11 protein-coding genes are annotated in these 13,177 nt (G+C 43.7%); 9 read left to right on the top strand and 2 right to left on the bottom strand.

Annotation, left to right across the window (positions count from 1 at the left end; all coding sequences use genetic code 11):
• Positions 1–278: 278 nt before the first annotated feature.
• The 4 genes from GVN20_RS10125 to GVN20_RS10110 all read left to right on the top strand — a co-directional run bounded on the left by GVN20_RS10125 (position 279) and on the right by GVN20_RS10110 (position 5,271).
• Positions 279–2,681, top strand: coding sequence for a 3-hydroxyacyl-CoA dehydrogenase/enoyl-CoA hydratase family protein (locus tag GVN20_RS10125; protein ID WP_166558221.1), 2,403 nt, complete (start codon positions 279–281; stop codon positions 2,679–2,681).
• A 117-nt stretch (positions 2,682–2,798) separates the two neighbouring features.
• The gene (locus tag GVN20_RS10120; RefSeq protein WP_166558220.1) at positions 2,799–3,869 is read left to right on the top strand and encodes a GRAS family protein; all 1,071 of its coding nucleotides are present in this window, start codon (positions 2,799–2,801) and stop codon (positions 3,867–3,869) included.
• A 15-nt stretch (positions 3,870–3,884) separates the two neighbouring features.
• On the top strand, positions 3,885–4,880 hold the full coding sequence (locus tag GVN20_RS10115; protein ID WP_166558219.1) for a phosphotriesterase: 996 nt from the start codon (positions 3,885–3,887) through the stop codon (positions 4,878–4,880).
• A 157-nt stretch (positions 4,881–5,037) separates the two neighbouring features.
• Positions 5,038–5,271, top strand: coding sequence for a PspC domain-containing protein (locus GVN20_RS10110; RefSeq protein ID WP_166558218.1), 234 nt, complete (start codon positions 5,038–5,040; stop codon positions 5,269–5,271).
• 49 nt (positions 5,272–5,320) lie between these two features.
• Here GVN20_RS10110 and GVN20_RS10105 read toward each other — a convergent pair whose 3' ends face one another.
• On the bottom strand, positions 5,321–6,613 hold the full coding sequence (locus tag GVN20_RS10105; RefSeq protein ID WP_166558217.1) for an acetylxylan esterase: 1,293 nt from the start codon (positions 6,611–6,613) through the stop codon (positions 5,321–5,323).
• Between the two features lie 156 nt (positions 6,614–6,769).
• On the opposite strand from GVN20_RS10105, the gene GVN20_RS10100 reads away from it, so the two are divergent.
• The 4 genes from GVN20_RS10100 to GVN20_RS10085 all read left to right on the top strand — a co-directional run bounded on the left by GVN20_RS10100 (position 6,770) and on the right by GVN20_RS10085 (position 11,179).
• Positions 6,770–7,816, top strand: a complete 1,047-nt coding sequence (locus tag GVN20_RS10100; RefSeq protein WP_166558216.1) for a glycosyltransferase — start codon at positions 6,770–6,772, stop codon at positions 7,814–7,816.
• Between the two features lie 150 nt (positions 7,817–7,966).
• Positions 7,967–8,728, top strand: coding sequence for a class I SAM-dependent methyltransferase (locus GVN20_RS10095; RefSeq protein ID WP_166558215.1), 762 nt, complete (start codon positions 7,967–7,969; stop codon positions 8,726–8,728).
• 3 nt (positions 8,729–8,731) lie between these two features.
• Complete coding sequence (locus tag GVN20_RS10090) at positions 8,732–9,868, top strand: glycosyltransferase family 4 protein (RefSeq protein ID WP_166558214.1); 1,137 nt, start codon at positions 8,732–8,734, stop codon at positions 9,866–9,868.
• Positions 9,869–9,916: 48 nt separating this feature from the next.
• Positions 9,917–11,179, top strand: coding sequence for an O-antigen ligase (locus GVN20_RS10085; RefSeq protein ID WP_166558213.1), 1,263 nt, complete (start codon positions 9,917–9,919; stop codon positions 11,177–11,179).
• Between the two features lie 25 nt (positions 11,180–11,204).
• Here GVN20_RS10085 and GVN20_RS10080 read toward each other — a convergent pair whose 3' ends face one another.
• Positions 11,205–11,561, bottom strand: a complete 357-nt coding sequence (locus GVN20_RS10080; RefSeq protein WP_166558212.1) for a hypothetical protein — start codon at positions 11,559–11,561, stop codon at positions 11,205–11,207.
• 229 nt (positions 11,562–11,790) lie between these two features.
• On the opposite strand from GVN20_RS10080, the gene GVN20_RS10075 reads away from it, so the two are divergent.
• The gene (locus GVN20_RS10075; protein WP_166558211.1) at positions 11,791–13,059 is read left to right on the top strand and encodes an aminotransferase class I/II-fold pyridoxal phosphate-dependent enzyme; all 1,269 of its coding nucleotides are present in this window, start codon (positions 11,791–11,793) and stop codon (positions 13,057–13,059) included.
• Positions 13,060–13,177: the final 118 nt, after the last annotated feature.

Here is a 13,177-nt window from a genome sequence, read left to right as displayed (position 1 = left end):
ATTAATGGTTAATCGTTATCCGATAACTTGCATGAGTACTAACGGATTCAAACCACAAAGTTACGATTTTAACTCCATACTTGGATGGAATTTGGCTTACAGACGCGGCACTTTAGCTTAGCTCATGTATCTCGTAAACGCTCTATCACCTAAATCTTAATTTTTTAGACTATTTTGAGAGACAATTTTTAATAATGGTATGCTTGCATACTTTTTTTTTTTACTTTTGAAGGGCAAAATTCATCCGATTATACATTTACTAATTCATAATTACATAAATGAACCGCAGCATTAAAAAAGTAGCCGTATTAGGCTCGGGCATTATGGGGTCGCGCATTGCGTGCCACTTTGCTAATATTGGCGTAGAAGTATTGTTGTTAGACATTGTTCCCAAAGAACTTAACGCCGCCGAACAAGCCAAGGGATTGACTCTGGACCATCCCGCTGTGCGCAACCGCATCGTTAATGAGGCATTTCAAAATACCTTGAAATCCACGCCAGCTTCTTTATACAGCCCTAAATTTGCAAGTCGGGTCAAACTCGGGAACTTTGACGATAACTTAGCCGAAATCAAAAATTACGACTGGGTACTGGAAGCAATTGTGGAGCGGTTAGACATTAAGCGCTCGTTGTTTGAAAAAGTTGACGCTCTGCGCAAACCTGGGACGTTGATTACATCCAATACATCGGGGATTCCCATTCATTTGATGTCGGAAGGGCGAAGTGACGATTTTCAACAACATTTTTGCGGAACGCACTTTTTCAATCCGCCTCGCTACCTGCGTTTGTTTGAAGTCATTCCCGGACCAAGAACAAATCCACAAATCCTTGATTTTCTGCTGCATTATGGTGATTTGTTTTTAGGAAAAACGACCGTACTCTGCAAAGATACACCTGGATTTATTGCCAACCGGCTTGGTATTCATGCCTTGGTTGAAACGATTCGTATTGCCGCTGAAATGGGCTTGACGGTGGAGGAAGTTGATAAATTGACTGGGCCAGTGGTAGGACGCCCAAAATCGGGCACCTTCCGTTTGTCGGATGTAGTTGGTTTGGATACGACGGTCAACGTGTGCAACAATCTCGTACAGATGCCGCATGATGAGTCGCGCGCGGCGTTTGAATTGCCACCCATTATGGCCAAACTCATGGAAAACAAATGGCTGGGTGATAAAACGGGGCAAGGTTTTTATAAGAAAACAAAAGACGAAAAGGGCAAAACCGTCATTTTGGCGCTCGACCTCGCTACGTTGGAATACAAGCCTTCCGTGAAGGTGAAATTTGCTACGCTGGAAGGAACCAAAACCATTGACGACCTCAAAAAACGTTTCGGCGTATTGCTCAAAGGTACCGATAAAGCGGGTGAATTTTATCGTCGCACTTTTGCGAGTGGGTTTCGCTATGCTTCCAACCGCATTCCTGAAATTTCGGATGAACTTTACCGCATCGACCAAGCCATTTGTGCGGGATTTGGGTGGGAAATGGGACTTTTTGCTACTTGGGATGCCATTGGAGTAAAGAAAATGGTTGAAATCATGGAATCGCTGGACGCCAAGCCGGCGCAGTGGGTCTATGATATGCTGGCGGCGGGCAATGAAAGTTTTTACAAAGTACAAAACGGACAAAAGCTGTATTACGATATTCCTTCGCAGTCGTACAAAGCCATTCCGGGGCAGGAGGCATTTATTATTCTCGAAAATAAATCCCAAAATATCATCTGGAAAAATGCGGGGGCGTCTATTTATGACTTAGGTGATGGCATTGCGGGCGTAGAGTTCCATTCCAAAATGAACACCTTCGGCGCAGAGGTAGTCGAAGGTCTCAACCGTGCCTACGCCGTAGCCGAGAAGGATTTTCGAGGATTGGTAGTAGGAAATGATTCCAATGAAGCGTTTTCGGCGGGAGCAAATTTGGCCATGTTGTTCATGTTTGCTATTGAGCAGGACTATGACGAAATCAACATGATGATTGCTCAATTCCAGCAAACCATGATGCGGGCGCGGTATTCATCTATCCCCGTCGTGACGGCCGCGCACTCGTTGGCATTGGGCGGCGGTTGCGAATTGAACTTACATGCTGACAAAGTAGTAGCTCATGCCGAAACCTACATGGGGCTGGTGGAATTGGGCGTTGGTCTGATTCCTGCCGGGGGCGGTACCAAAGAAATGGCGTTGCGGTGCTCTGATTTGTACCAAGCCGGCGACCCTGAACTGAATATACTGCAATCGGCGTTTATGAACATTGCCCAAGCCAAAGTTTCCACTTCGGCACAGGAAGCGGTAGAAATGAACTACATTAAAGTCGACCGCGATCAGATTGTGCTGAATCGCAGTCGACTTATTGCTGAAGCAAAGCAAGCCGCCATTGATTTGGCCGAGAATGGTTATACCCAACCCAAGCACCGCACCGATATCAAAGTGCAGGGAAAAACGGGCATTGCGTTGTTTAAAGCAGGCATCGGTAGTATGCGTATGGCGAATTACATCACCGAACACGATGCCAAGATTGCGGATAAATTGGCTTACGTCATTTGCGGCGGCGATTTGAGTTACCCTCAAAATGTTACCGAGCAGTATTTGCTCGATCTGGAGCGCGAAGCCTTCCTCTCGCTGACGGGTGAAAAGAAAACCATGGAGCGGATGCAGGGGCTGTTGACCGGAGGCAAACCGCCAAGGAATTAACGGTAAACTTTCCAAGTTTCAAAACTTGGAAAGTTTGACACCACTTGGAAAGTTTTATAGAGCCACGATGTATTTACGTCGTGGCTTTTTTTAAATTTGAAATTCTAATGCATCGGTATGAAAAACGTTTTACCGCAGCTCCAAGCCCTCGCTCAACGCCTTCCGGACCAACTCACCGAAGCCGACAAAGCGGAGTTGGAAGCAATTTATCAACAAAGTCTTGAAAAGCTCGACGACTCGGCGGCCATGTTTGGGTATGTGTTGGCCAAAGCCATGCGTAAACAGGTAGCGGGCGGGCAGTCCAACGAGCATATTTATGTCCAACAATTTGAAATTCCACAGATTCGGCTGTTTGAATTACTGATCCAACAGCTGCCTTTGGCGGCTCTTACGCAAAAGTGCGCCAATGCATTGTTGGTGGAAAGCTTAAATAATGTACAAAATGCCGTTCTTTTGGACATAGGCATCGGAACCGGAATGCAAATTGTGAATGTGCTTCAGTTATTGGCACAACAGCCTGATTGTCGGGTGAAGCAGATAACGGTAGTGGGGATTGAACCTTTTGCCGATGCCGTTCAAGCGGCAGAAAAGAATTTTGCGGAATTGCAGCTCCCTTTTCAGGTAAGCTTCACTTCATTTATTGGATTTGTTGAGAAAATGACGTTAGCTGAAATACGGGCATTGTTGCCGACTCATTACGATGCTCTAGTGGTCAATGCCTCTTTTGCACTGCACCATATCCAACAGGCGGCACAGCGTGAAGCGGTTTTTGGGTACATTCGCGACTTGTCACCCAAAGCTTTTGTTTTGTCTGAACCCATTTCAGATCATTTTGAACCCCACTATGCTACCCGCTTTCACAATGCCGTTAACCATTATGGTCTAGTATTTGAAGTGATTGACAGTTTGGCGATTACAAATAAAGAAAAGGCGGCTTTGAAACTATTTTTTAGTCGAGAGATAGACGATGTACTGGGCTATACCGAAGACGTTCGCGTAGAAAAACAGTACGCCACGCACCAATGGTTGGAGTTATTTAAAACAACAGGCTTTACGTTGAGAAAACTGTTAACTTCGTATGATGTACAGAAAATGAACGGAGCCATCCTGCGTACCGATTTGACGGAACGTTACGCGGTTGTTTTCAAAAACGAAGAGATTACAAATGTGTTTTTGGCAACACCCTAACTTCAATATAATCTGATGCTTACACGTCGCCAGTTCTTGTTGACCGCCTCTGTCGCCCCTTTTTTGCAAAAAAAAGAGCAAATTATCACGATAGATGGAGCGATTCGACCGCAACAAATAGGGAAAACGCTCATTCATGAACACCTGCTCGTGGATTTTATCGGAGCGGATAAAATCAGTGCTGACCGGTGGAGCCGAGAAGAGGTGCTAAAAACGGTGTTGCCTTATTTATTAGAAGTAAAAAAGCAGGGCGTAAAAACGCTTTTAGATTGTACCCCCGCTTTTCTGGGCCGTGATGTGCATTTGCTGAAATTGGCTTCTCAAAAAAGCGGCCTACAAATCTTGACTAATACGGGGTATTACGGTGCGGTTGACAATAAATATTTGCCAAAATGGGCGTTTACCGAAACCGCCGAGCAACTCGCGGACCGCTGGACCACCGAATTTGAAAAAGGAATTGACGGCACCGATGTTCGTCCTGGTTTCATAAAAATAGGCGTAAATCCTGGGCCGCTCTCTGAGCTGCATCGAAAATTGGTACGTGCTGCAGGTCTTACCCACTTGCGTACTGGCCTGACCATTTGTTCGCACACCGGCCCCGCGTTAGCAGCTTTTGAAGAAATAGAAGAATTGCAGCGTACAGGCGTACACCCAAGCGCTTTTGTGTGGGTTCATGCGCAGGGCGAGTCTAATAAAAATTTGTACACAAAAGCGGCGCAGATGGGCGCTTGGGTAAGCCTTGACGGCATGGGCTGGGGCGATTTTGAAAACTACGCTTCTTGGATAGACCTTCTTAAATCCAATCGTTTGCTGCACCGTGTTCTTATTTCTCACGACGCTGGTTGGTACAAACCTGGCGAAACGAATGGCGGAAACTTTGTGGGTTTTACCGCCATTTTTGAAAAAGTGTTGCCTATTCTACGCCAAAAAGGCTTTACGCAAAATGATTTTGACCAACTGCTGATTCGTAACCCTGCCGAGGCTTTTCAAATTCGGGTTAGAAAAACCTGATTTCAGTTTATTCTTCCCTAAAAATAACCGTTTGGCAAATGCTCAAACCATTGGTCCATATCCGTTTTGATTACTTGGTAATGCATAGTACCTTTGATTCAACATAACAGCCAAAGAAAACAAAAACAGCCTTAAAAACATTTAAATACATAAAGCCATGACAACGAAACAATTGCACCGAATCCCTTCCGAAAGTAAAATAGGTGGTGTAGCTGCCGGTTTAGCCGACTATTTTGGAATAGATACTACCTTAATGCGTATTTTGTGGATAGCGTCTTTTTTTGCTTTCATTCACGTACCCGTTATTGTTTTTTACATCATCCTCTGGGCCATCATGCCCAAAGGAGTTCGTCAAAGCAACAACGAAACGGTGGAAATTCATCAAGTATAAACAGCCAATAAATAATTAAAAAAGCCGAGTGTGAACTCGGCTTTTTTAATTATTTATTGGTTAGCTTATTGACCAGCCAGGCGGTCATCCGTTCCTGTTGTTCAGGATATGTCCAATGGCCAGTTTCGAGCGCTAAATATAACTCTTTTGGAGCCGAAATGACATTGTATGAAGCATACATGGAGGTAGGAGGGCAAGTTTCATCGTTGAAGCCCCATGAATACGAGCCTGGTATTTTCACTCGACGCGCAAAATTGACCACATCGTAGTAAGCGAGTGTGGTGATTCTTTCGGGTTTATTGTTGTACGCCACCGCGTTTTTGTCAAAATAATGCGGCCACCCCCCCGCGCGGCCTTTGAGATAACCCGTAACGTCGGAAAGAGCAGGGTAAAAAGCACCTAGCCATTTGACGCGGGAATCGAGCGCGGCGGTAATGATAGAAAGGGCTCCGCCTTGGCTTCCGCCCGTTACGGCCAGATTACTGCCGTCGTATTGGGGCAAACTCGTCAGAAAATCATTAGCCCGTACACAGCCCAAATATACCCGTTTGTAATAAAAACGGTCGCGATCGTCGGAACCGTAATTCATGTAGCCATTAAGAGCACCCGCGCCCAAATCAAGATATACAGAAGGATCCATTGTAACTGGAACACCGTGAATACCGATTTGAAGGGTAATGATGCCTTTGGTCGCGTTGGCAATATCTCCATAGTAAGCACGGACGCCCGCCCCGGGAACGTGCAGAAGCGCCGGGTATTTTCCTTCTTTTTTGGGCATGCACAAAATTCCGTACAAACGGGCACCGTTGCGGAAATTCTGCAAATTGAGATGATACACATTCACCGTTTCGGTACAACGCTCTGGCAAAAGAGTCATTTTTGCGTCCATTGGTATCTTGGCTAAGTCTGCCTTTGCTGTTTGCCAGAATGTGTCAAAATCAGCGGGATTCTCTACCGTAGGTTGAATGGCGAGTGGGTCGAAGCCTGCCGTGGCAAGGTTTCGGTATTCTTTCCCGTCGATTTCGGCAATGGCAATACAGCGTAGAAATCCGCCTGTTTTCATTGTTCCACCGTCAAGGGTGATACTACCACTGGGTAGCGTAATTGTCTCTTTTTTGGTGGGTTCCATTTTCTCGGGCCCTATTTCATAACGTACACGGGCGTTTTTGACGAGGTTGCCATTTTGTAAGACTGAAATGGTAAATTTTACATTTTCGCCCGATTTGTAATTCCAGTCAAAATGGTCGGGAGCGACTACGACTTTGTACAGTTTCTCTACTGGTTGGGCAAAAGCAACCGAAAAACTAAGGGCGAAGAAAAGAATATTCGCTATTTTTTTCATTGAATAAGGGGGTTGAAAGATTTTGCGGCAGAGCCATGATACTTTGGAAATAGGAGCTCTCCACATGACAATGTAAATATACAAAAGCGTTTACCTGTACATTTCTAAGCACAATTTGTATTTTTGTCGTTCCAAATTTTATAAAACCACTTTCCATTGTCTTCTGCTTTGCCCAAAGTCGTTGTTTTACCCGATGCGGGTACTGAAAACCCTTTTCAATACGAATTGGTGCGATATTTACGAAAACACGGAATGACAGTGACCGTTGGTAAGAAATATACCTTGGGAAGTACCTTCCAAGCCCTGAAAGCCCACCACCCAGAGGTGATCTATTATGATTGGGTCCATAGCTTTATTATTGGTAAATCATTGCTGTGGAGCTGGGTAAAATCGCTGGTCTTCATGGCCGAAATCCTGTGGGCAAAATCTATCCAAGGGGTCAGAATCGTACATACATTGCACAATCTGCAAAACCATGCGGGGGTTTGGTTGAGTTTAGAGAAGCACGTTTATGGTTTTTTTTTACGTCGCTGCGACTCTATCAGGGTTTATTCGGAAACGACAAAACAACAGGCGATTCATCGGTTTGGATTGAAACCCGAGGTTGTTTCGGTAATTCAGGATTTACCGTATCATGCATATTATCCTAATGACTCAACCAAATTAGAAAGTCGTGAAAAATTGGGAGTAGACCGAGCTGCTTTTGTGTTTTTATTTTTTGGAGAAATAAAGCCTTACAAAGGCCTTCATCAGTTGTTGAAAGCGTATTCAGCGTTGGGCTCCCTAAATACTTGCCTTCTTATTGCTGGAAAAAGTTACGATGCTGATCATTGGGAATCATTATTGGCCGAAAGTAAGAATATTCCAACCATTCAGTGGCACCATCGATTTATTGAAGATGCAGACGTTCAGTACTTTTTCAATGCGGCTGATGTTGTCGTCTTGCCCTTTGTAAGAATTGATCATTCAGGCTCCATTGATTTGGCAATGTCATTTGGAAAACCTATCATTACATTGCGAACCGAGGGTACACTTCGGTTGCTGGGCCACCAGCAAGAATTATTATTTGATAATACATTTTACCCGTTAATTGAATGCCTTAAAATTGCCCAAGAGATGAATCTTTTGGCGATTGGCAAAAAAAACTTTGAAATAGCTGATACAACAAATTATCAGGACATTGTGAGGATCTTTGAAGCGTAGAAACAGTAAATGCGCACCCAAAATAGAGAGGCTACGAAAGAAAATGTTCTTTGATTTGGATACTGCTACTGCATCGCCGTACTGCAAACGTTGGTTGCTTGACCACACCACTGTCTTAGAATTTCGTTGTTATCTTATCGTATGCCTAACATGAAACCCTACGCTCAATTAATTGCCAGTCAAGCTTTTATGAATCGTTTGCGCAATATGCGCTTACAGGTAAGGAGTATTCCATACCGAATGGGAGACACCGTGGAGTGTCCCATTTGCCAAAATCATTATAAGGCCTTTATGCCTTTTCGCTACCGGCACAATGCCTATTGTCCGAGCTGTAAATCGCTCGAACGACATCGGTACGCCTATCTTACGTTACGCGACCGCCTGGGCTTCTATGATGTTCCTCTCAAAAAAGTATTGCATTTTGCGCCCGATACCTGCTTGTCTACGACAGTTAAGGGAAATCAATATATCGACTATCTTACGGCCGATAACATGACATCGTTTACTAACAGTATTACTGATAAGCCTGATTGTGTGATGTCAATTGATGATATTCAGTTTGAAGACAATACTTTTGACGTTGTCATTGCCATTGGCGTGTTAGTGATGGTGCCTGATGATACCAAGGCTATGAGGGAAGTATACAGGGTACTCAAACCTGGTGGATACGCTATTTTTCATGATCCGATTAATTATAAGCAGTCATATTCGTTTTCAGATACGAGTTTGACGAAAGAAGAGAAACTGGGCTTGTATCATGGTCATGACCAACGCTGGTACTATGGAGCTGATTATGCCGACCGGATGCGCGCCCAAGGGTTTGAAATAGAGGATGATACCTATGCTCAACAGATAGATAACAAGAGGTATGGAATTTCTCCTAATGAGAAAATCTATATTGCCAGAAAGTAAAGAATGAAAATACTTTTTTGTACTAACGCCTTTGAAAATATTACCAACGGCCCGGTAAGATTTGCCAATATCGTACCAGAAATTAATAGGTTGTTTCCGCAACACGAAATCAGGATTTTAACGGAAGATGTTTCGGAACAACGCCTGAAGGATGTGCCTTATGTGTATAAAGTTTCGCTCAACATTCCCCGTTTGCTCAAGCCGTTGGGGCAGATTTTGCGCTGGTTTATCTATTATCGTCAGATAAAAAAAATCGAAGAACAGTACGATTTTGATGTATTGGTTTTTATTAATTCGTTTAATGGTACATGGGCAAGTTTGGTCTCGCCAAAGCCCACAGTGGGGATGCTCAACGACGAGAAGAATATGCTGGCGACGTGGAAAAACGCGGAACTTACGCCTTTGTGGCTGAAACGGTTTACTTTTCAGCAATTTGAAAAGCTCTCGGCCGTTAAGCACCAACTTATGATTGCCAATTCCGAATTTTTGAAACAACGCCTCATCAATACGTATCACCTGCCTGAAGCCAAAGTAAAGCGTTTGTATAAATGCATCCCGTTGGAGGGACTGAAATTTAATCCGCAACGGACTTTTGGGGCAATCATCAACGTATTGTTTGTTAAGGCTGATTATTTGGTTGGCAATTTGCCAATGCTGGTGCAGGCCCTTCAAAAAATAACAGAACATCAATTTCGACTGACCGTCGTGGGGCCTGAGCCTGCATTTGAACCGCATTTACGGTCTATTTTTGCTGGTGTTTCTAATACAACACTTGATTATGTAGGGCCACAACCTCAGGAGCGAGTATTTGATTACATGAGTACCTACGATATTTTTTGTGTACCTTCCTATACTGAAGCGTTTGGGGTGGCTAATATTGAAGCATTGGCCCACGGAATATCGGTCATAAGTACATCGGTGGGTGGGATTCCAGAGGTACTGGATAACGGAAAAAATGGTTGGTTGGTAGAATCTGGAAACAGCCAAGCGTTGGCCGATGCCATAACGGAGTGCATTCAAATGCCCGAGTTGCGCGTTCAAAAAGCAGAAAATGGCCTGAGTTTTATCCAAAAGTTTTCAAAAGACGAAATGTTACGCAATTTTGTGGAAATGCTTGAATCAGTGACCCGTAAACGATAGCCGCTCGACTGGCTTTCTGACAAACGGTGAATTGTAAACTCTAAATTAATGCACTGGCGTAATCTGTTTCGGAATCAACAGCATTGGGACTGGCATCTTGTTTTGTACTTTCTCAATGTGTTTTTAGTGGTATTCGGGTATAGCTTGAGAGGGGAGGAGTTTCAGGCGGCAAAACTCTTTCGAACGGGTTTGGTCATTTTTTCCTTGGCAGGTATTATACTGGCCCAAGGGGAAATAAAGTACATCTTCGATAAAAAAAAGAACTGGGTTTTATACCTGTTCCTGTTTTTGAATTTGGTTGTTTTGCCGTTCAGTGTTGATTTTTTGCGCAGTTTTGAACGTATTGTGGCTTGGATTCCCTTTTTAATTTATACCAACTACTTTATCGTCTATCTTTTTGCCCATTATTCCAAAGACGAAGCCAAAATCAAACTATTACAGATTTTTAGCTTGGTATACTTCTATCCTGTGCTAGTAATGCTTATTGCGGGCGTAGCTTTTCAATCTGAGAACGTGTACGGGCAATCAATTGGATCTTATAAGGCAAACGTAATCGGATGGGGATGTACAATATTCATTGTTATGGGTTTTGATTTGTTTGCCAATCGCCCCATGGCTAAATGGGCCCGTAACATATTTTTTTTAGTGGTTTTTTTAGCATTATGGGCCATTGTTCTGACGGGTTCGCGCAGCAGTTTTGCTGCTTTGGCGCTCTCTACACTGGTATTGGTGTTGCGCAGCAAACAAATTTCCATTTATCTGAAAGTAGCGGCCACCTTGTGTATTCTTGGGTTTGCCTATTATATCATTGCCAGTCCCGACTCGGTGGTCAACTTGCGGGCGCAGTACGCAGATATTAGAAAGCAGAAAGGGGAAGTGCGGTTTAAATTGGCCGAACAGGCTCTAGGGATATTTATCAACAATCCAGAAGTATTTTTTACGGGGTTTGGATTTGACGGCTTTCGGGCAGGACTCCAGTTTTATGCAGGGATACGAACCGATTTAGCATCGCATAATTCGTACTTAGAAATTCTGTTTTCGGGGGGGATTTTTTCTTTTTTGTGCTTTATTGTTTTTTTTGCCCTCAATGCACTTTTGAAGTACGTACGCTTTGATAGTCAATCCTTTGTTTTTTTGCCCGCGCTGATGGTGATTCCGTACTTTGAGTCTAATCTTAATGCTGGGCAGTTTTTGTTTTTCCCCTGGATGACCTTTTTATTTTACTATATTCACCTTTCTTCTCTTCAGTTTCCTGTAGCCGAAATGAATATTTCCAAAAAGAAAAAAATGCAGGCTGCAAACCCCAATTGATGCGTTGTTTACAGCCTGCGTTCAATTATTTCTTTTCTTCTTTTGCTTCGCCTTCTTCATCGCTGCTAAAAAGACCTTTGATGAAGCCCGTGGCTTTTTCAATGGCTTCTTCAGCTTCTTCTTTCAGGTCTTCAAATTTTTCCTGCGCTTCCACGGCCAACTCTTCCGCTTTTATTTTCGCTTCGGCAAAGGCTTCGGTGGCTTCTGCTTTCATTTCTTCGGCTTTGGCTGATGCCTGCGCTTTCAGCGCTTCTACGTCAACACTTTGTAGTTTTTCGGTGATTTCACCTTTTATTTCCTCAAATTTTTCTTGGGCTTCAGCCGCTAATTCTTGTGCTTTCGCTTTGGCTTGCTCTGCCGCAGATTTCAATTGTTCGTCCATAAAGTTTATTGGTTTAAAGTATGTAAAATAAGGCAACACACAAAGTTAGAATATTCACAGATGGATTTTTCGCCCGGATTCATTTTTAATTTTGGGGTAAAATTCGTAGTATTAAACTTTGTCTTAATCACGTCACAGTGGCTAACTCTTTGAAATTGAGTTAGGAATATATAATTTTGCACAAAATTTATTCAAAAACGATATCAAACCCAAAAAACAGCATAGTAAAGTGGATATTTTCGAGAAACTACGCAACAACTGGGGACCAATTGGGGCTTCTGCAAAAGCGCTAAACAGTCATCATTATTTCTCATTTCCAAAACTGGAAGGCGAAATCGGACCGCACATGAAGTTTCGCGGTATGAACGTGCTCAACTGGAGCCTGAACAACTATCTGGGTTTGGCTAATCATCCAGAAGTGCGCAAAGCCGACGCAGAAGCTTCTGCAAAATGGGGCCTTGCTTATCCAATGGGTGCCCGTATGATGTCTGGAAATTCTGACTTGCACGAACTATTTGAGAAAGAGTTGGCGGAGTTTGTAGGAAAGAAAGATGCATTTTTGCTCAATTATGGGTACCAAGGTGTGATGTCGGTCATTGAGTGTGTATGCGACCACCGCGACGTGATTGTGTACGATGCCGAAGCTCACGCCTGTTTGATTGACGGGATTCGACTTCATAAAGCCAAAATGGGACAATACTATAAGTACAACCATAACGATATGGCCAGTTTGGAGAAAAACCTGATTAGGGCGGCCAAACTCGCTGAAGAAAAAGGCGGAGGGATATTGGTGATTACGGAAGGTGTTTTTGGAATGTCGGGCAAAGTAGGGAGTTTGGATAAAATCGTTGAACTCAAGAAAAAATATAATTTCCGGTTGCTGGTTGATGATGCACATGGTTTTGGAACGATGGGTGAAAACGGCGGCGGTGTAGGGGAGATGTTTGGTGTATCCAAAGATATTGACCTCTATTTCTCCACCTTCGCCAAGTCGATGGCGGCAATCGGCGGTTTTGTAGCGGCCGATGATCCAGATATTATTATGTTTCTCAAATACAATATGCGTTCGCAAACCTACGCAAAGGCATTGCCGATGCCATACGTTGAAGGTGGCCGTAAACGGTTGGAGCTTATAAAAGCGCATCCCGAATTGCGCACCCAGTTGTGGGAAATCGTCCATGCGCTTCAAAATGGCTTGCGTAGTCGGGGCTTTAACATTGGTGACACTGAATCGCCCGTAACGCCCGTCTTTATGCAAGGATTGGAAGGCGGCCTGCCAGAAGTAACCAACATGGTACGTGATTTACGAGAAAATATGGGCATTTTCTGTTCTATTGTTGTGTATCCAGTTATTCCGAAAGGGCAAATTATTTTACGCCTTATTCCTACGGCCTCCCACACGCTAGAAGACGTAGAGAAAACACTAAATGCGTTTGATACAATGCGTGAAAAATTAGATGCGGGTGTTTACCGAGCCAATTTGGCCGTACCTGCCTAACTAAAATATTTTTTTCAACAAAAACGGGCGCTTTCATTGAAAGCGCCCGTTTTTGTTGAAAACCAATGGGGAAGTTTAGAACAGCGTTTACTTTTAGTACCAATAGTACCAAAACTCG

It is taken from the genome of Runella sp. CRIBMP (assembly GCF_009905605.1).
Classification (GTDB): domain Bacteria; phylum Bacteroidota; class Bacteroidia; order Cytophagales; family Spirosomataceae; genus Runella.
Note: the sequence above shows the minus strand (reverse complement) of the source record. Positions and strands in the feature narration are given on the sequence as shown.

Excerpts from the sequence above, each read along its gene's own strand:
- GVN20_RS10085 (WP_166558213.1), top strand. The coding sequence starts at position 9,917 with ATGCACTGGCGTAATCTGTTTCGGAATCAACAGCATTGGGACTGGCAT.
- GVN20_RS10090 (WP_166558214.1), top strand. The coding sequence starts at position 8,732 with ATGAAAATACTTTTTTGTACTAACGCCTTTGAAAATATTACCAACGGC.
- GVN20_RS10120 (WP_166558220.1), top strand. The coding sequence starts at position 2,799 with ATGAAAAACGTTTTACCGCAGCTCCAAGCCCTCGCTCAACGCCTTCCG.
- GVN20_RS10105 (WP_166558217.1), bottom strand. The coding sequence starts at position 6,613 with ATGAAAAAAATAGCGAATATTCTTTTCTTCGCCCTTAGTTTTTCGGTT.
- GVN20_RS10125 (WP_166558221.1), top strand. The coding sequence starts at position 279 with ATGAACCGCAGCATTAAAAAAGTAGCCGTATTAGGCTCGGGCATTATG.
- GVN20_RS10115 (WP_166558219.1), top strand. The coding sequence starts at position 3,885 with ATGCTTACACGTCGCCAGTTCTTGTTGACCGCCTCTGTCGCCCCTTTT.
- GVN20_RS10110 (WP_166558218.1), top strand. The coding sequence starts at position 5,038 with ATGACAACGAAACAATTGCACCGAATCCCTTCCGAAAGTAAAATAGGT.
- GVN20_RS10080 (WP_166558212.1), bottom strand. The coding sequence starts at position 11,561 with ATGGACGAACAATTGAAATCTGCGGCAGAGCAAGCCAAAGCGAAAGCA.
- GVN20_RS10095 (WP_166558215.1), top strand. The coding sequence starts at position 7,967 with ATGAAACCCTACGCTCAATTAATTGCCAGTCAAGCTTTTATGAATCGT.